The organism is Shewanella mytili (assembly GCF_046765975.1).
Lineage (GTDB): Bacteria > Pseudomonadota > Gammaproteobacteria > Enterobacterales > Shewanellaceae > Shewanella > Shewanella mytili.
The window spans coordinates 23,527-42,460 of record NZ_JBKOUD010000004.1; the positions used below are offsets into that span (position 1 = coordinate 23,527).

The 18,934-nt window shown below is 51.8% G+C and carries 14 protein-coding genes and 1 pseudogene; 10 read left to right on the forward strand and 5 right to left on the reverse strand.

The window, feature by feature from the left end:
* Positions 1-79: 79 nt before the first annotated feature.
* Entirely contained in the window at positions 80-3,361 is a 3,282-nt protein-coding gene (locus ACIDEJ_RS05695) for a S41 family peptidase (protein ID WP_411987126.1), read from the reverse strand.
* A 281-nt stretch (positions 3,362-3,642) separates the two neighbouring features.
* Here ACIDEJ_RS05695 and dauA point away from each other — a divergent pair, with 281 nt between their 5' ends.
* The 10 genes and pseudogenes from dauA to ACIDEJ_RS05745 all read left to right on the forward strand — a co-directional run bounded on the left by dauA (position 3,643) and on the right by ACIDEJ_RS05745 (position 12,513).
* The gene (gene dauA, locus ACIDEJ_RS05700; protein ID WP_411987127.1) at positions 3,643-5,424 is read left to right on the forward strand and encodes a C4-dicarboxylic acid transporter DauA; all 1,782 of its coding nucleotides are present in this window, start codon (positions 3,643-3,645) and stop codon (positions 5,422-5,424) included.
* 315 nt (positions 5,425-5,739) lie between these two features.
* Positions 5,740-6,231: a 5-(carboxyamino)imidazole ribonucleotide mutase gene (gene purE, locus ACIDEJ_RS05705; RefSeq protein WP_411987128.1), complete on the forward strand. Its 492-nt coding sequence runs from the start codon at positions 5,740-5,742 to the stop codon at positions 6,229-6,231.
* The gene (purK, locus tag ACIDEJ_RS05710; protein ID WP_411987129.1) at positions 6,231-7,313 is read left to right on the forward strand and encodes a 5-(carboxyamino)imidazole ribonucleotide synthase; all 1,083 of its coding nucleotides are present in this window, start codon (positions 6,231-6,233) and stop codon (positions 7,311-7,313) included. The genes purE and purK overlap by 1 nt, the downstream gene beginning before the upstream one ends.
* 30 nt (positions 7,314-7,343) lie before the next feature.
* On the forward strand, positions 7,344-8,504 hold the full coding sequence (locus ACIDEJ_RS05715; RefSeq protein ID WP_411987130.1) for a GGDEF domain-containing protein: 1,161 nt from the start codon (positions 7,344-7,346) through the stop codon (positions 8,502-8,504).
* 67 nt (positions 8,505-8,571) lie between these two features.
* Positions 8,572-8,709: pseudogene (locus ACIDEJ_RS05720) on the forward strand (transposase); the annotation flags it as partial.
* Between the two features lie 415 nt (positions 8,710-9,124).
* The gene (locus ACIDEJ_RS05725) at positions 9,125-10,729 is read left to right on the forward strand and encodes a hypothetical protein (protein ID WP_411987131.1); all 1,605 of its coding nucleotides are present in this window, start codon (positions 9,125-9,127) and stop codon (positions 10,727-10,729) included.
* A 95-nt stretch (positions 10,730-10,824) separates the two neighbouring features.
* Positions 10,825-11,313 carry a DUF2306 domain-containing protein gene (locus ACIDEJ_RS05730; protein ID WP_411987132.1) on the forward strand — a complete coding sequence of 163 codons (489 nt, stop codon included), beginning with the start codon at positions 10,825-10,827 and terminating at the stop codon, positions 11,311-11,313.
* Between the two features lie 112 nt (positions 11,314-11,425).
* On the forward strand, positions 11,426-11,569 hold the full coding sequence (locus ACIDEJ_RS05735) for a hypothetical protein (protein ID WP_411987133.1): 144 nt from the start codon (positions 11,426-11,428) through the stop codon (positions 11,567-11,569).
* A 206-nt stretch (positions 11,570-11,775) separates the two neighbouring features.
* Positions 11,776-12,183: a hypothetical protein gene (locus ACIDEJ_RS05740; RefSeq protein WP_411987134.1), complete on the forward strand. Its 408-nt coding sequence runs from the start codon at positions 11,776-11,778 to the stop codon at positions 12,181-12,183.
* Positions 12,184-12,306: 123 nt separating this feature from the next.
* The gene (locus tag ACIDEJ_RS05745; protein WP_411987135.1) at positions 12,307-12,513 is read left to right on the forward strand and encodes a hypothetical protein; all 207 of its coding nucleotides are present in this window, start codon (positions 12,307-12,309) and stop codon (positions 12,511-12,513) included.
* 331 nt (positions 12,514-12,844) lie between these two features.
* On the opposite strand, the gene ACIDEJ_RS05750 is transcribed toward ACIDEJ_RS05745, so the two are convergent.
* From ACIDEJ_RS05750 to ACIDEJ_RS05765, 4 genes are all read right to left on the reverse strand, one after another.
* The gene (locus tag ACIDEJ_RS05750) at positions 12,845-13,429 is read right to left on the reverse strand and encodes a transglycosylase SLT domain-containing protein (protein WP_411987298.1); all 585 of its coding nucleotides are present in this window, start codon (positions 13,427-13,429) and stop codon (positions 12,845-12,847) included.
* Positions 13,430-13,576: 147 nt separating this feature from the next.
* The gene (locus tag ACIDEJ_RS05755; protein ID WP_411987136.1) at positions 13,577-13,999 is read right to left on the reverse strand and encodes a hypothetical protein; all 423 of its coding nucleotides are present in this window, start codon (positions 13,997-13,999) and stop codon (positions 13,577-13,579) included.
* On the reverse strand, positions 13,996-15,588 hold the full coding sequence (gshA, locus tag ACIDEJ_RS05760) for a glutamate--cysteine ligase (RefSeq protein WP_411987137.1): 1,593 nt from the start codon (positions 15,586-15,588) through the stop codon (positions 13,996-13,998). Before gshA ends, ACIDEJ_RS05755 begins: the two co-directional genes overlap by 4 nt.
* 256 nt (positions 15,589-15,844) lie before the next feature.
* Positions 15,845-18,706: a M16 family metallopeptidase gene (locus ACIDEJ_RS05765; RefSeq protein ID WP_411987138.1), complete on the reverse strand. Its 2,862-nt coding sequence runs from the start codon at positions 18,704-18,706 to the stop codon at positions 15,845-15,847.
* Positions 18,707-18,934: the final 228 nt, after the last annotated feature.

Here is an 18,934-nt window from a genome sequence, read left to right on the forward strand (position 1 = left end):
CTTGTGCGACACCCCCTAAAACGTGTTACGGCATCATCAAACGCCCCGCCTGAACGCGGGGCGTTTTTGTTACTCGGCGTTACTCGGGCCGCACTGAAAGCGCTTCGCCGCGGGCGGGCATCACGCCGTTAAGGGGCGCAATGGGCTCGGATTTTAGCTTGTCTTGCAGATAGTTGATGGCTTGCTGCAGCTGCGCATCCTTTCCACGGAAGGTGGCCAGCGGCAGATTATCCACTTCCACATCCGGACTCACGCCCCGGCCTTCCACTATCCAGCGGCCATCCATTGCATACTGGGGATATTCAGCCACCCGCGCCATGCCGCCGTCCACCAGCCGGTTACGACCAGACAGCCACACCCCGGCACCGGCAGTACGCTTGCCCACCAATGGCGCCAAGCCCAGGGCCTTGATGCCGGCGGCAAAGGTTTCACCGTCGGAATAGGTCAGCTCGTCAGTGAGTACCACCAAATGCCCCCGGAAGGTCTGCTGCATGTTGGTGTTGGCCGTGCCGTGGGTGGGTTGCCAGAAAGCCCAGGCCTTGCGCAGCAATTTTTCAATAATCCAGCTGTCGATATTGCCGCCCCGGTTACGACGCACATCAATAATCAAGCCCTGTTTATCGTAATTGGCGTAAAATTCCCGGGCAAAATTATTGATGTCAGACCCGCCCATGGCATACAAGTGCAAATAACCCACTTTCCCGTGGCTGGCTTCATCCACCTTATGGGCGTTGTGATACACCCAGTCCAGATAACGCAACTGGCTGTCGGCATAGAGTCCCACGGGTTTTACCACGGTTTTATGGCTCACGCGCCCCCGTTGCAGGGTCAGCAACACCTGCTTGCCCGCCTGATTGCGCAAGGATGCGGTCAGCGCTGACAATTGACTCACGTTGCGGCCGTTTATCTGGGTGATGACATCCCCATCCGCCGCATCCACGCCTGGCTGCGCCAGAGGGGATGCCCGTTGAGGCAATTCAGGATCGTTGCGGTAAATATGGTTGATGACGATGCCATCTTTTGTTTGCGCCAGCCTTGCCCCCAGTGTGGCAGGTTTCGGGGTGGCGGGATCATGGGCAAAATCGCCGCCCCGCACCTGTGAATGCAGGGCATCAAGTTCGCCCATCATCTGGGTGAAAATGTCCGCCAGCTCATGGCGATCCGTCACCCGGGCCAGTAAGGGCTGATATTTCTCTTTGGTGGCCTGCCAGTCCACACCGCGCATGTTTTTGTCAAAAAACGACTCCCGGTGCATCAGCCAGGCATCATCAAACATCTGTTGCCATTCCTGTTGCGGCTTGATGGCCAGCTGCCAGCCAGAAACCTGCACGGTGCTGTGCTGTGTATCCTTGGGCAATTTTTCACCCGCATCCACAATCAGCATCTGTCCGTTACCGGTACCGCGAAACACAAACAGTTTCTTGCCATCGCTTGATAACTGATACCCCTTCACCCCGTCGGCAAAGGTTTCGGCCTTGGGCGCCAGCGCATCGTATTTGATAAACAGCAAAGACTGCTGCTTGCCATCCAGTTGCCATTCGGTCACATACAGGCCCTTGTCACTTATCTGCAGTGCGCTGAAATTCCCCGCATCTACCGGCACCTGCCACAAGCGCTGGGCCAGCCCCTGCCAGTCAACCTTGAGTTTGGCCGATGAATCCGCTTTGCTGTCACCTTCCTCTGCCGTATCGGCTGTTGTCAGCTCGTCGGGATGGCGAAAAGCGAACCGTGCACTTTTGTTCAGCGCTAGCGCAAAAATGTTGGCCCGTTTGTCAAAAACCGGCCCCATGTTGCGATCGCCCCAAGGCGCATCCGGTGTGCTGTTGAATTCCCGGTTAGACAGGAAATACAGCCAATTGCCATCACGGCTGAAAGCCGGAGAGAAGGACTCGTATTTATCGCTGGTCAGCAAGGCCGATTTGGCACTGCCCAGTTCATACAGCATGATCTGTGGTCTGGGGCTGCCCACTTCGTTGCGGGTGAGCGCCAGATAGCGGCTATCCGGTGACCAGACAATGTCCCGGTATGGGTCAAGGCCTTCATTGTTGGTGATGATTTTTTTGTTGCCGCCTTTTTTCAAATCCAGCAGCCACAGGTTGCCTTGGTAGTCATCGTTGGCCAAATAGCGGCCATCCGGGGATAACACCAGGCTCATGCGCATGTTCTGGCCATCGTGGGTGAGCTGTTTGGCGCCATCACTGCCATCTGCCGGATAGCGCCAGATTTCCTGTTCCCCGGAAGCATCGGAAATGGCGTAAATCCACTTCCCGTCCTGACTCATCACCCCGTTGCGGACGCGATAACTGCCATCGGTTGCCAACTGCACCAAGCGGGAGCCATCGGTACCGGCAACGGCCACATGCCCACGGGCGGTCAACACCAGCTTGTTACCGTTCGGTGCCAGATTGAAATCATTAACATACTGCAGCGGCCGGTTTACCCAGTGTTCCCGTTTTTGGGAAAAATCGGAGGCCAGCCGAATATCCAGTGTCTGCTCCTGCTTGCTGGCAATGTCCAACAGGTGGATGTCGGCCCCCAACTGGAACACGATTTTGCCGTTGTCCAGGGATGGTGAGCGCACTTCAAAATCCTGATGATGGGTCAGCTGTTGCAAATCGCTGCCATCTGCCGCCATGGACCAGATATTGGCATTGCCGCTGGCATCCGAGACGAAATACAGCCGTTGCTGCCAGTACATGGGGGAACGGATGGAGCCCTTGTGGGCGCTGGCCAGCTGCTGGGCTTCCTGGTCTTTACCCAGCGAGTAACGCCACAAGGTGCCCGCCGCACCGCCACGGTACACTTTGGCATTATCGCCGGTCACCTGCAGGCCAAAGCGCACGAAATACACATATTGCCCCTGGGGATCAACAACCCCTTGCACCGCATCTGCCAGCGGAATGTCCTGCGTGGTCAGGGTGTCAGGCTGCACGGTGCGCAACACCCAGAAGTTGGCAGGGCCTTCGGCGTTATCGGTGGCATAGAGCACCTCGCCTTTGGCGGTCCACCCTTGCAGTCTTACATGACTGTTTTCAAAAGTGACCCGTTTGGCCACCCCGCCACGCATCGGGATCACGTATACTTCCTGGGCGCCGTCATAATTGGCCATAAACGCCAGGGTGTTACCGTCCGGCGAGATTTTGCCGTTCAGCTCTTCTGCCGGCAGGCTCGTCAAACGGCTCGCCCGGCTATCCCCCAACTGTTGGGTCCACAGGTCGCCTTCCGCCGTGAAGACCAGCGTGTTGTCATGTAATGCAGGGGCGCGATAATAACCCGCTGCAAAGGGTTGCGCCGTTGCCGCAGTGGCGGCCAAAGTACCCAGCGCCCACATGCAGCAAGCGACGGAATGACGAAGTTTCATGATTGCCTCTTATAATTCGGTATACGGTATTACGAAAATGCCTTGCCAAATTAACAGAGAAGCCCCCCACATTCAGCAGCAGTGCATCGAATAATTATTAGCAAATGTGTCAATGACCTAGGGAACAATTCCCTTGGGGGAACTGTTGCTTTTATGCGCAAAATAATCCCGCAACACGCTTAACCACAAAGTTTATATGTGATAAATATCACATCTGAAGTGTTGACGACTTCCTAAAATATGCCGCTCTTTTTTGAGCCTCACCTGCCGGAGCTTACCTCGTGCCAAATTCGACCAGTTTTCGAACCCAATTATTCTCGCTGCATCTGGGGTACGCCCTGCGGGAAGTGTTTTCCAAGGAGGGATATAACGGGCGTAACCTGTTTCAGGACATCATGGCCGGGATAACGGTGGGGATCATTGCCATTCCGCTGGCCATGGCCTTGGCCATCGCCAGTGGCGTTCCGCCCCAATACGGGTTGTACACCTCCATTATCGGCGGTTTTGTCATTGCCCTGTGCGGCGGATCCCGCTATGCCATCTCCGGCCCCACCGCGGCCTTTGTGGTACTGCTCTACCCCATCGCCCAGCAATACGGACTGGCCGGGTTGCTGATGGCTACCGCAATGTCGGGCATCATTTTGATCATCATGGCCCTGTTACGGCTTGGGCGCTTAATCCAGTACATTCCCCAATCGGTCACCCTGGGCTTTACCGGCGGGATTGGCATCGTGATTGCCATCCTGCAGATCAAGGATTTTTTGGGCCTGCAAATTGAAGAGATGCCAGAGGAGATTGGCGGCAAGCTGCAGGCGCTGGCCATGGCGCTGCCACAAACCCACCTGCCCAGTTTGACCATTGCGGTGGCCACCCTGTCAGTGATGCTGCTCTGGCCCAAACTCAAGTTGCCGGTACCGGCACACCTGCCGGCCATTGTGGTGGGGAGCTTGCTGGCGCTGCTGTATGCCCACTTCGGCTGGGAAGTGGAAACCATTGGCAGCCGCTTCCACTACATGATGGCTGACGGCACCCAAGGTAACGGCATTCCGCCATTTCTGCCCAGTTTTGAATGGCCCTGGCAACGTCCCGGCCCTGACGGCACACCGCTGGGGTTGACCTGGGACAGCATTCGCACCCTGGCGCCATCCGCCTTTGCCATTGCCATGCTGGGCGCCATTGAGTCCTTGCTGTGCGCCGTGGTGCTCGATGGCATGACCGGCAAACGCCACAGTGCCAACAGTGAGTTACTGGGTCAGGGAATTGGCAACATCATTGCGCCGCTGTTTGGCGGCATCACCGCCACCGCGGCCATTGCCCGCAGCGCCGCCAACGTGCGCTCAGGCGCTTACAGCCCGGTTTCTGCCATTGTTCACTCCATTGTGGTGTTGCTGGGTCTGGTGGCACTGGCGGGAGTGTTATCCTATCTGCCCATGTCAGCCATGGCGGCCCTGTTGATGGTGGTGGCCTGGAACATGAGTGAAGCCCCCAAAGCGGTGCATCTGGTAAAAACCGCGCCTGGCAGCGATATTGTGGTGTTTTTCTGCTGTCTGTTGCTCACCGTGCTGTTTGACATGGTGGTGGCCATCTCCTTCGGCATTATGCTGGCGGCGCTGCTGTTCATGAAAGAGATTGCAGAGATGACCCGCTTGTATGGCCTGGCCGGTAACAAGCGTTATCTTGACCAGCCAGTACCCGATGACTGGGCTGTGCTGAAAATCAACGGCCCGCTGTTTTTTGCCGCGGCGGAGCGCATTTTTGCCGAGCTGGCCGTAATGGCGCAAAACAAAAAAGTGATTGCCCTGAACCTTGACGGGGTATCCATGCTGGATGCCGGGGGGCTGGCAGCGCTGAACAAGCTGGTAAGCAAATGCCGTGATGAAGGCGCCCGCTTGTTGATAAGCGATCTGCAGTTCCAGCCCATCCGCACACTGGCAAAAGCCAAGGTTCAGCCCATTCCGGGCGTGCTCAAGTTCTACCCTTCCATGAAAGAGCTGCTGGATGAAGAGCTGCCCAAAGTGGAGGCTACCCCAGAGCCATCTCAAGCATCACAAATAACCCAGTAGGATTTACAACTGTAACGTCAAAGGCCGCCAGCAAGCGGCCTTTCCTTTATTTGCCCGAGCACTTGCGCCATCCCCCATCACCGATCCCAAGCGCCCTTGCCAGTAGTGCCAATGGCGCCTTTTACAGGGCGTAGTCGTTTTCAGCGAACGGAATTTTCTGTGACCGAAGCAGCGAAATCAGTGATGCCATGCTATTATGCCGCCACACAAAAGCAGGATCATTTAACCGGCACCACCCAAACGCCGGGACTGTTTACCCTACGTCTGTCAGCAGACCTATAAAACAAACTAAAATTTGCTGTTTAAGGAGTTATGATGCAAGCCCTTGTTGCTGTTGTTATGGGGTCGAAAAGCGACTGGCCCACTATGGAAGCAGCCGCTGAAATCATGGATACCCTCAAAGTGCCTTACCATGTGGAAGTGGTCAGTGCCCACCGCACGCCGGACAAACTGATAGCATTTGCCGCAACGGCTGCCGACAAAGGATTCAAGGTCATTATTGGCGGCGCGGGCGGTGCGGCCCACCTACCCGGAATGCTGGCCTCCAAAACCCGGCTGCCGGTGCTGGGCGTTCCGGTACAAAGCAAAGCGTTAAACGGCATGGACAGCCTGTTATCCATTGTGCAGATGCCCAAAGGGATTGCCGTGGGCACATTAGCCATCGGCACCGCCGGCGCCTTTAATGCCGGACTGCTGGCCTGCCAGATCCTGGCCACCCAGGATGAAGCCCTGGCAGCACGGCTGGAGCAGTTTCGCGAAGCGCAAACCCAGACAGTACTGGAAAACCCAGACCCACGGGAGGCGTAATGAACAAGCGCATATGGGTATTGGGCGATGGCCAATTGGGCGCCATGCTGGCCCATGCCGGCAAACCGCTGGCACTGGATGTGCGTCCGGTGGACATTATGACGCCAACCGATGAGCAATTGCCGTTAGCGCCGCAGGACATCATCACCGCAGAACGGGAGCAATGGCCGGAATCCGCCTTGAGCCTTCAGCTTTCCACCCACCCCCATTTCATTAACGGCCCGGTGTTTGGGCGTCTGGCCGATCGCTTTACCCAAAAAAGCCTGCTGGATGAATTGCAGGTTGCCACCGCCCCCTGGGAAGCGGTGGACAATCACAGCAACACTGAAACACTGCATCAGCGTTACGGTGAGCGCGTACTGCTTAAACGGCGCACCGGCGGCTATGACGGCAAAGGGCAGCACTGGCTCAAACAGGCTGAAAACAGCGTTATCCCCACAGATTGGCGCAATCATGCAATTGCCGAACAAGCCATTGATTTTGATGAAGAGGTGTCATTGGTGGGCGCTCGCGGGCAAGATGGCCAGTGCCATTTCTATCCGTTGACACTCAACCTGCATCAGGATGGTATCCTGATGGCCTCCATTGCGCCCCTTTCCCGGTTGCAACCCTTGCAAGCCCAGGCCGAAAAAATGCTCAGCACCATCATGCAGGGGCTGGAATATGTGGGTGTCATGGCCATGGAATGCTTCCGGCTGGGGGATAAACTGCTGGTCAACGAACTGGCGCCACGGGTGCATAACTCCGGGCACTGGACCCAGGCCGGTTGTCATATCGACCAGTTCCAGCTGCACCTGCGGGCGCTGTGCAATCTGCCGCTGCACCGGCCCCAAGTCAATTTCCAGTGCGTCATGGTCAACCTTATCGGCATTGACAAAGATGATCGTTGGTTAAGCCTGCCAAACGCGGAGCTTTTCTGGTACAACAAGGAAGTGCGTCCCGGCCGCAAGGTGGGCCACCTGAATCTGTCGGCACATAACCTGCAGCAATTAACCGACAGCATTCAACAGTTGCAGCACTGGATGCCAATGCAGTATCAGGCGCCGCTGGCGTGGATTTTAGCGGAGTTTGCCCACGCTTAAACCCAGCCCACTTGTACACAGGACAACATATTGACGCCATTAGCCAACGTTAAACCTCTGGGAAAATCCGGTTTTCACTGGTGGTTACTGCTGGTGCCTCTTTTGTTGTTCCTGATCCTGTTTTGGGTCTGGAATGGCCAACCGCGCGCTTCATGGCTGTTATTGGCGGGCGTCAGCCTGATTTACAGCCTGGTGACCTTGCTGGGCCATGTGTTATATCAAGGGCATATTTCCCGCCTTCAGCAGCAGCTGCAGCAATTGCAGCTGCTGGGAGACGCCCACAACAAGCTGCTGTCCCTACCGGCACAATGCCGCACACAAAACACCATACTGGAAGAGTTGCTGCATCAGGCCATCCGGCTAACCGACGATGCTGAAATGGGCACCGTCATTCTGGTACAGGGCCATGAGCGCAAACTGCATTTTGCCTGTGCCGAAGGCTATCCCCTCCCCCAACTGCAACAACTCAAGCTGCAGTTGTCCCAAACATTTCAATACCGGCTTACCGGCGGACGCTGTGACCGGGTGGTCATCATTCATGAAGTAGACGGCCAGCAGGCACACATTACCCGTGGACTGCTGGAAGACATGCCCACCCTTGCCACACTCTCCAGCCCCCTGTATGTGGAAGGCCGGCTGTTTGGGCTGTTACACCTTGACAGCCGCAATCCTCACGGCTTTTCCGAGGCTGACACCCCGCTTATCGAGGCGCTCACCAAATCTGCGGCAACCGCCGTCAACCTGTTCCAAAAGCAGCAGCAAATCCACCAGCTGACCTGCTACGATGCCCTTACCGGTTTGATGAACCGCCATCACTTTGAGCAGCAAGCCGCACTGTGGCCCCTGTATGTTACGGCGCCCAGCCATTTAATCCTGTTGGATATCGACCATTTGAAACAGATTAACGAGCAACACGGGCACGAGCGGGGAGATGAAGCCCTAAGGCAACTGGCACAGTTACTGCGCCAGCAATGGCCACAAGACGCCATTATGGGGCGCTGGCACGGAGACAAGTTCGCCCTGTTGTGCAGTGATGAACAAACGCACTTGAAGTACATGTTACAACAGTTGCGCCAGGCGTATGCCCTGCATCATCCCGGCCTAGGGTTCAGCAGTGTCATCCTGCCCTTTAACGGCAATGTGGCAGAAAGCCTGGATGTGGCAGTTCAAAAAATGGATCAACAGCCTTAACCCCAGTGACCCCAGACACTTAAGTGAGCGTCATAAAGTCTCATACTAAAATGGCAGCAATCACATAATTGTGATTGACGCGACAGGGCTGAAGGTATTCGGGGAAGGAGAATGGAAAATCCGTAAGCATGGCAAGGAGAAACGGCGTATATGGCGCAAGGTGCACTTGGCCGTTGATGCCGACACTCACCAGATAGTGAGTGCTATATCCGCGTAGACGCATATCATCACTGACAGCGCGAAGAAAGGGACTCTTACTCATGGCAATCTCCATATACTGTATACAAGTACAGCATTATCGAGATTTTGGCGATTTCAAGTCAGAATTGATCTGATAAGCAGTCCGGTTATCCAACCAGTAAAAATATTATTATTTTTTAAATCAGCAGGTTAAGGACTTGTTATCGCGAGATAGTGTGCGGCATCCAGGGAGATAACAAGTATGCTCATTTTCATCGTAAATTTCTCTGGACAAAATGGCGTAAATTGTTAATTATTAAAACAATTCACATGTTCGATTTTCACTGGTCAGAGGTAGTAAATGAGCATTCTCATTATTAAAATGTTAAATTTCTACTCAGTCATCAAGACAAATCTAGGGATATAAGATGCTAATATATGTGAATCAGATTAAAGTTAATGGATCTAATGCTCTTGATGACACCTTAAAAACAGTTGCAGGTTGGTTAAAGGAGCTAACGAAAAGACACTTTACACCTGAAGAGCTTAAGATCTCAGAAGATTATATTATTGGACGGCAAAAAGTTAGAACCTACAACGCATCCCAAGCCGAACCTCTTCTTTATTCCATATTGTTTTCTAACCCAGACTCCGAAGTTCATGGACGTCAATGGATTACAGAAATTGGTATCAGGGTAGAATCCGATGGTGTGCTTTTTACAACTCTTCTAGAGACTAGCGATATCAGTACACAGGTTACAGATATTCCTCAATCATCAAGACCAAAAGTCATCAAATATCTCCAGAATAACTGCAATGTAGCGAAAGATACTGTCGGTCTTAGTCTAAAAAATATTAGCAACGATGAAGATCTATTTAGAGCCCTTCTTTCTGAACTAGAAAGGCCTGAGCGGAAACACCCGGTCGTGCTGGTTAGTAGTGATTCGAGTGGGAAGCCATTGCTCAATCCACGAAGTTTACAAGAGCAGCTTATTGGATTGGCACAGGTTGTTGTATGTGATCAGTCAGTTGACAGCTGGGAAATGGAAAGAGTCTTGGGTAGACGTTATTCTGCTTGGGGCGGGGCTATTAACGTCATTTTTCCAATTAGAAACAGATCCGTTTGCCCAAGAAGATTACTATTAGTAGAACACTTAGAAGAGCTGAAAAGTAATGATAAGTATCTCATTGGTGAGATTTTATCTATTGTTACCCATACTACAAATGGGTATAGAAAAAGGCTCCACTTTAGTCCAACAGATGTCCGTGCAAAACGTCAAAAAGACCATAGGGAATTTCTCAAACAAAAATATAGTGAGCTTCAGCAGTCCGGTGATTATGAAGAGCTTTTGAATGAGGCGTTTGAACAAATAGATTCGTATGATAGTACTATTGAAGCCCTCAAGGATGAGCATCAACAGATAGTCGATTCTTTCGAAATAGAAAAGATGGAACTTGAAGAAATAAATGAATCATTATCCGAAAAAATCAGATCAAATAGCTACACAATTTCAGAATTAAAAAGGCAGCTAGGAAGTGCTAATTCTGGGGGCCAGGCATTAGATGCCGAGTTAATTCAGATTCTATCTGAAGCATTATCTCATGACCCTAGCCCAGAACAATGCTTGAAGTTAGTCGAGGCCATATATCCATCTAGAATTGTAGTGCTTGATAGTGCTTTAGCATCAGCAAGGGATTCAATTTCATTCGGGCAAGGCCGCAAGCTGATTGGTCTTTTGTTTAAGTTATCAACCGAATATATTGATGTTTTGTCGCAGGGAGGTGACTCGAAAGCAAAAGAAATCTTTGGAAAATTGTATTCAGCCAATGAGTCAGAAACAGTAGAAAAAAGCCCAGAATTAAGCAAGTTGAGACAGTTCACTTACAATGGTGAAGATATCTACATGTTTAAACATTTAAGAATAGGAGTGGCGGACAATATAACTGAAACTATCCGAGTTCACTTTCATTGGGATAGTAAAAAATCCACGATTGTCATTGGTTATTGTGGTCCTCACCTGCCTATCGGGTCTAAGTCACATTAAATTTAACAAGCGCATGTTGTCGGACTGGTTTTTCGCTACGCTCCAAACCAGCCGCAAATGCGGGCGTTAGCTGAATAGCACAATGGAATACTAAAATGGAATTTTTTTATCAAGGTAGCCTAGGCGCAATTCACTCGCTTTGTGCGTTGATCGCTCTGATTACAGGTTTTATTGTCTTATTAAGAGCGAAGGGAACAATATTTCATCGTAAGTTGGGCTATGTTTATGCCATAGCCATGATAGGTCTTAACGTATCAGCAATACCCATTACCGGCTTATTTGGCGGCATCGGGCCGTTTCATATATTCATTCTTATGAGCCTTCCAACCGTTCTAGTTGGCTTGTACCTTCCAATATTTGGGCGGCATCATAAGAATTGGATGCGCAATCACTTTGAGTGTATGTCATATAGCTACATAGGTTTAATTTCGGCAGCTATAGCTGAAATATTGATACGAGTACCATTAGCAATGGCAGTCAGTAGTATGTCTCAGTATGTAATAGCTATTTTTGTGCTTGGTGGTATTGTCGGTTTAATAGGGTATGTTTTCGTAGTTAAATATCGTGCAAAGAACTTCAGCTAACAAGGGTAGGCAAAAGCGCCCGCAAAAAACGCGAGCTGGACTCGCTAACACTCGCCTTTGCTACCGGCGTTATGGCTAAGTAATTTCGCGTTCGGATGTTTTGGGAAACTTTATGATTAATGAAATTAAAAATTGGTGGAGCTCAGTGCCAAAAGCCGAGAAAACTGGCCTGATTGTCTTAGCGGCATTTTGTGCGGCAGCTTTTATCATGAGCTTTGGAGTAATTATTGGCTCATCTCTGGGCAAGGCGCTCTAAAGTTGTTGCCTTTGCAAAAAGATATATTTGAGCAGCTATGGCAAAACGAGCTACTAATGTCGTTAATAGGTCTGGGACATGTGCCATCAAACGGGCGAAGTAGCCATAACAAGGCTAGGCACGGCGACGGCTTTTCCGTTGCGGCTTCGCCTTCACTACAAAGCCGCACGTGCTTGCGGCGTTAGCCATTCACAAGGAGAAATACAATGAAGAAGTTCATTTTACATTCAGTGATATTGACAGCAGGGATTTTCATAGGCTATGCCCTTAATTACATAGGCGATAGTGGCCCTAAATTAAACAGTCTAGAACAAAAGGATATTTCCTTTTATGTCTACGAAATAAAGTCTCAGCTATCTGAGGATTTTGAAAGTTTTAACGGAAGCGCCGCAAAGACATATCAGCGTTCAGACGGGAAAGAGATTGAAGTCAAATTTAATACATCAATTGATGAGAAGACCAAGATGCCAATCGTAAAAGTTTATGTTGACGATGAGTCAATCAATATTGATCGCAATGGCACAGCTGTAATCGATAACCTCTTAATAAGTCTGATAGATTTAGATGCTTACTCTAGAATTAATAAAGAGTACATCGTCGGTGTAAACAAATAATGGCTAACAATACGCATCACTCGCGGCCTATGGCCGCTGAGACGCCAACCCGCTTGCGCGGCTCGTCGCCCGTATGCTTTGCGTTAGCAGCCATGTGAAAAGTTAGAATTAAGGAGTAAATTGTTGAACTTTTTTAAAGAGTTTTTGGTGAGTTTTGTTTCGGTGTTCATCACTATGCGCGGTGTTGAATATTTAAAAAGTAGTATTAAATTTTTCAGTTCAAATGATAGCTGGATTGAATTTTTTGCTTTTATGTTGGTATTTATTCCCGTTTATTTAGTTTTGACTTTAATATTCAAAAAGTTAGGTATTTTGAAAGTTGGCGGCTGACAAGTTGTTTAAAATGGACCCCTTACCACTGCTTGACTGGCGCTCATTCTTCGCTAATTTTAGCCAAGCGTAATCCGAACATTGACAGGGCATTATCCATAGAAATTTTTATCCGAAAATGACAGGTTAGAGTTAAGGCTTCAACTCGAAAATGTCCAGAAATTAGCCACAACGGGTATGATACGTTAATACTCAGTTGTAGCTCGATTCGGACTTGGTAGTTGGTAGTCGCTATTAGTCAGAATCTTTATTTTGGGTCACGTTTAATCTAAAACGGTACGAGCTGATACCTTGGCTGTTTAGCATGAGACTTTATGCCTTGCCTACAGCACTACCCAAAAAACAACCGCCATAACCAGGATGAATCCAGATCATCCTTGCAACCGCGATACTGCACGGCATAGCGCTTGGCTCTGGCATCCACTTTATCCGACACCCTGATTAACCAACGCTTGCTGCGGTAACTGCCACGTTTGTAACCGCCCCAGCCCTCGTGATAATTCAGGTAGAGGTTTTTTGCATCCCATTTGGACACCTTGTTGATTTTATGGGTTTTATAAATAAACCACCCCATAAAGTCCATGGCATCGTCAAAATCACTGCGACTGGCCCAGCTGTTACCGGTTTCGCGCACGTAATCATCCCAGGTCATGGTTTTCGCTTGGGCATAACCATAGGCATCACTGGCACGACCAATGGGAATGAAGCCTAAAAAATATTCCATGGGCGGCGCAGCATCATGCTTGAAGGAGCTTTCCTGATACATCATGGCTAACGGCACGTGTACCGGCACGCCCCATTTTTCACGGGCATCAATGGCGGCATCATACCAGGCACGGTGCTCCTGAAAAATGGCGCAGATGTTATCGGGATTTTTAGGCGGAGAGGCCGCACACCCCGCCAACAGCAATACCAGCGTTAGGGGTACGGCCCGACGGAATGTACGATAAAGATAAGCAAAATCAGGCACTGAAACCATCCATGCACATGGGCTGTAAGCAAGCCACCCTAAAGACCCTTGCTAGTTTCACCTGAATAATCCGCAGATTGCAACCCTGGGCCATTAATTATCCGCTGGCAACTCACATGCCACCGCGCCTAACACGCGAATTTGCGGCTGCCAATATGCGGTGTCATCACCGCTGTATTGCCGGTCGGTATTAAATTTTGCCACCAGTTGGTAATGCTGCTCGGCCTGCACGGTCACCTTGATATCCTTCGCCACCCGCGCTGCCAGCCGCACCTTCAATTCGGGAGCATCTATCAGCTCCGATACCCGAAAAGTATGCTCGCCGGGAGACAACTGATAAAAGGGCTTGGAGATGACCGGCTTGCCATCCACATGGGTCACCACCAGTCGGTAAGCCCCGTCATCGGGCGTGGCCTTGGCATAGGTGGACACCAGGCCGCAAGTGTTGCTTTCATCCGGTGATGAAGCACAGGCCCCCAGCATCAGGCTCAGAAATACAACGCCTAAATATTTCACGTGAAAGAGGCTTCCTCTGTTGTTGCATTGCCAAGGTATTGGGCCAGGCTCTCATCAAAGCTCAGGGTGTCATCCTGCTCCAGCTGCTGCTGTTTGGCCAGCGAGCGCTGGGCTTCGGCCTCCAGAGAGGCAATGGCCGCTTCGCTTAATGGATAATCCAGCAACTGCTGACGATACTGCTCTGCCAGGTTTTTCACCCAGTTGCCATGAGACTGCCCGGCCATTTGCAATTGGGCCAGCACCCGACCCGACAAGGTTTTATCCGGGTTTTCTACGGCCTGTTGCCAGTAGGCCAGGGCCTCCTGGTACTGATGGGAGTCATCCCCGTCAAGCAATTTGGCAATATCCCCCAACTGGCTGAACAGTTGCCGCATCCATGTCAGGCGTTCAATGCTTTGCCCCTGACGCTGCAACAACAGGCCCGGTTTGCGGCCTTCCAGTACCACCGCTTTCAGGTTGGCGGCAATTTCATGCTCTTCAGCTTCATCGGTAATGGGTGAAGGTGACAGCAAACAGTAAAGCAAAAACAGATCCAGCAACCGCAGCTGGGAAGCCTCCACGCCAACGGGGCTGAACGGGTTCACATCCAGCGCCCGAACCTCAATGTATTCCACGCCCGCGCGGGCAAGGGCATCTGAGGGTTTTTCACCCTGTTGCACCACCCGTTTGGCACGAATGGGGGCATAGAACTCGTTTTCAATCTGCAAAATGTTGGCATTCAGCTGGCGGTAATCATCCCCCACTTTTACGCCGATATTGGCAAATTTTTGCGAGGGCAATTTAATGGCCGCGCGAATGCCACGCAGATATTCCGCCAAAGAGTTATAGCTGATGTCCAGCTGTTCCTGCTCTTTATTGGTGTAGCCCAAATCGCTCATGCGCAAAGAGGTGGCATAGGGCAAAAACAGCGTGCCCTGCCCCATCTGTTCAAACACCAGCTCGGTTTGCTGATCTTTTATGAAAGAGCTGCACAATGCCGGTGAAGCGCCGAACAGGTAAGGCAATACCCAAACCAGGCGCCGGTAGTTGCGGATCAGGCCAAAGTAGCCTTCGGACTTGAAATCACATAATGACAGCGCGGAGCCACTGTGCTCATGCAGCCGTTGCCACAGTTCCTGTGACACGGAAAAATTGAAATGCACCCCGGCAATGATTTGCATCAGGGCGCCGTAACGATAAGTGAGCCCTTTCCGATACAGGTTTTTCATGCGGCCGCTGTTGGAGGTACCGTAATGGGCGATGGGAATTTTTTGCTCATTGCCCACAAAACAGGGCATGCTCACCGGCCACAGCTTTTGCCCGTTAAGATGACGCAGTGCAAAGGCGTGGGTTTCGCTGAGCCCCTGGAGCATGGCGTCAATATCGGCGCATACCGGAGTAATGAATTCCAGCAGTGCCTCACTGTAATCGGTGGTGATGCGGGAATGGGTCAGTGCAGCGCCCAGCGCTGCCGGATGGGGATCCATTGCCAGTTGGTTGTCGGCGTCAATCCGCAGCGTTTCCCGTTCAATCCCTCGCTGCATGCCCGATAGGGCGCGGCGGCCTTCAGCACTGTCAAACAGTGCAAGTGTTTCGCTAAATGGCTTCAAATTGATTATCTCTTTTCCGGGCAGCCAGATATGCAGTCATGGCTGAACACTCTGAAACCCCCATGGTTGTGCGGGTTTACAGATATACCGGTGCAGCTTGTAAGATGTTGCCCAACATAAGTCCTTGCAGAACGTCAGGCAAGCGCAATTTATACGACACAGAGCGGTGACAGCCTATTTACCGTCACCGCTCTGCTGAAATATCTGACCACAACATCAATGTGGTGTAGTCAAATATGGGGACAAACCGACGCAATTACAAGGGCAGGTTAACCACCTTATACCCCAGCGCCTGTAAGCTTGGCGCCACAGTTGCTTGATCGCCAACCACCAGAATTTGCATGGTGGCCGGGTCCAGCCACTGCTTGGCCAGCTGATTCAATTGTGCCAGCCCGATTTGCGATACGATATTGTCCTGCTGTGTGGTCACGTCACTGGGCAATTGGTATTTCTGGAGCATGCGGATAAAACCGGCCTTCTGGTATGGCGTTTCATAATCCAGCGCCTTGCTCTGACTGATGGACGCCCGCATGAATGCCAGCTCTTCGGCCGTCATGCCTTTGGCATGATAACGTTCAAGTTCTTTCATGAACTCCACCAGCGCTTTGTCGGTAACATCGCTGCGCACACTGGCGGTGGCTTCAAAACGTCCCAGCTCGCTGCCACCACTGAAGAAACTGCGAGCGCCATAGGTATAGCCCTTGTCTTCCCGCAGGTTAAGGTTGATGCGGCTGTTGAATGCCCCCCCTAGCGGGTAATTCATCAAGTAGGCTTTAAAGAAATCGCCTGTGGCATCATAAGGCAGCGCCCGCTTGCCGATGGTGATCACCGACTGGGCCGCACCGGGTTTGTCAATCATGAAGACCACCCCCGGGTTTCCCGCCGGCAAGGTGCCAAGGGGTTTCATGGGCGTGGCCTCTCCCTGCCAGGCGCTCAAGGGTTGCAGCTTGCCAAGCAGCTGCTGTTGGGACAAGTCACTCACGGCCACCATCTGGGCATTACCCGCACGATATTGGCTGGCATAAAAGGCTTTGACATCATCCAGCGTAATGGACGCCACGGTTTGCAAGGTGCCACTGCTGCTTACCCCCAGGCTGTTATTACTGCCAAAGAGTAACTTGGAAAAACCGGCATCGGCCAGATAAGTGGGTTCGGACGCCATGTGTTGCAAAGTCTGCAATGCCTGTTGTTTCACCCGGTTGAAATCGGCTTCTGTCAGCCCCGGCTCCAGCAAGCGCTCCTGCACAATCGCCAGGGTTTTATCCAGATTTTCCGTCAAGGATGACACCCGGATAACGCTTTGGTACTCACCGGCGCTAAAGCTGACACTGGAGCCAAGGAGTTCCAATGCCTGTGCCAATGCTTCACTGCTGTGGCGGGCACTGGATTCATTGAGCACACTGGCGGTTAATGAGGCCAAACCGGCCTTGTTAAGCGGCGCCAGCCGATGGCCGCCGTTAAGGTAGATGATGAGCTCGGTGGTGGGGGTTTCCGTGCTCTGGGTGCCCATAATCCCAATGCCGTTACCCAGCTTGCCATTCCATAATGCAGGAACGGTCAATACGGGCGCCTTGGTGGCGTTGGGCATTACACTGCGATCAAAGCTGCTTTGGGTGGCACCGGCAGCGGCGGTTAATCCGGTAACCGCTTTGGCTGCCACCGCGGGTTGCTGCGGTACGTAGTTGTCCTGCGCCGCGACCAGATTGGCGCCGCCTTTAGGCACCACACTCAACACTACCGAAGGTTTGCCTTTCAGGTACTGCTTGAATACCCGCATGACATCCGCTTTGGTAACCGCATCATATCGTGCCAAATCGGCACCAATCCGATTGGGGCTGCCGGTAAAGGTCTGATTGGCTGCCAATGAGGAGACTTTGCCATCCACGCTCTGCAATGAGTAGATGGCCTGGGCGCGGAACTGGATTTTAACCTTTTGCAGGTCTTCATCGGTGACTCCGCGACGTTCGAATTCGGCAATGGACTCACGAATGCGTTGCTCAATGGGTGCCAAAGATGCGCCTTTGGCCGGATTGGCCAGCGCATAAAAACTCATGCGACAAGACAGCTCTTGGCAAGGATGACCGGCCCCGGCCTGTACGGCGTAGCCGTCCTTCACCAAGTTTTTATAAATGATGGATGTTTTGCCGCCGCCCAGAATGTTGGCCAGCAAATCCAGGGGTGCTTCATCCTGATGGCGCGCATACACGGTGGGAAAACCAATTTGGATCAATGGCATATGGATATTGTCTTCCATTGATACATAGCGGGTTTTATCCAGTGTTACCGCAGGTTTGGCCAGCGGGGTAACTTCAGGCCCACGGGGAATGTCGCCAAAGTATTTGCTGATCCATGCCAGTGTCTGCGCTTCATCCATGTCGCCACCAATGGTCAAGGTGGCATTGTTGGGGCCATACCAGCGCCGGAAAAAGTCTTTCACATCCTGAGTGGTTGCCCGTTCCAGATCTTCCGGCCAACCGATGGTCGGCCAGCTGTAAGGATGGCCTGCCGGGAAAAATGCCTGGCCGAACTTTTCGCTAGAACGGCCATAAGGGCGGTTATCCACCCGTTGCGCCCGCTCGTTTTTGACGGTGGCCCGCTGAACTTCAAATTTCTCATCGGTTAATGCCGGCAACAGGTAGCCCATGCGATCAGACTCCAGCCACAGCATTTTTTCCAGCTGATTGCTGGGCACGGTTTCAAAATAGTTGGTGCGATCGCTGTTAGTGGTGCCATTGAGGGTGCCGCCGGCCTCGGTGACCACTTTAAAATGCTGTTCATCCGCCACGTGTTCAGAGCCCTGAAACATCATGTGCTCGAACAAGTGCGCAAACCCGGTGCGTCCCGGCAATTCGCGATCAGAGCCCACGTGATAAGTCACGTCCACTTTCACCAAGGGATCGGAGTGATCTTCATGGAGCACCACCGTGAGCCCATTGGCCAGCTGATATTTTTTATAAGGGATGCCAATCTCCCCGGCTTTTGGGGTGTAACTTTCCACAAACGTCACGCCGCCGGGCAACTGCATTGCCGCATTCACCTCAGCGGGTTTGGTAGTATAATCCGCCGCACATCCTACTAATGCGGCAGAAACAGCCACTGCCAATAGCCATTTTTTCATCGGTTGCTCCTTAGGGGGTTACTCGTCTTAACTACTGGTCAGTACCATAGCCAAGCGTTGTCATCAGTCAAGACTACACGCTATCGGGAAAAAAACTTAAGGGTAAATTTTGTAAAATAACGTGTCATGAACATGGATATTGCCTCTTGGCCACCACCATGGGTGCTAACAAATGCTTCGGCAAGCATCAGAAATGGGCGTTACATGTGTCAGGGCATCCATCTTGCA

Bases quoted from the DNA above. Each gene is read 5' to 3' on its own strand.
- ACIDEJ_RS05695 (WP_411987126.1), bottom strand. From the start codon at position 3,361: ATGAAACTTCGTCATTCCGTCGCTTGCTGCATGTGGGCGCTGGGTACT.
- purE (WP_411987128.1), top strand. From the start codon at position 5,740: ATGCAAGCCCTTGTTGCTGTTGTTATGGGGTCGAAAAGCGACTGGCCC.
- purK (WP_411987129.1), top strand. From the start codon at position 6,231: ATGAACAAGCGCATATGGGTATTGGGCGATGGCCAATTGGGCGCCATG.
- ACIDEJ_RS05730 (WP_411987132.1), top strand. From the start codon at position 10,825: ATGGAATTTTTTTATCAAGGTAGCCTAGGCGCAATTCACTCGCTTTGT.
- ACIDEJ_RS05735 (WP_411987133.1), top strand. From the start codon at position 11,426: ATGATTAATGAAATTAAAAATTGGTGGAGCTCAGTGCCAAAAGCCGAG.
- ACIDEJ_RS05740 (WP_411987134.1), top strand. From the start codon at position 11,776: ATGAAGAAGTTCATTTTACATTCAGTGATATTGACAGCAGGGATTTTC.
- ACIDEJ_RS05765 (WP_411987138.1), bottom strand. From the start codon at position 18,706: ATGAAAAAATGGCTATTGGCAGTGGCTGTTTCTGCCGCATTAGTAGGA.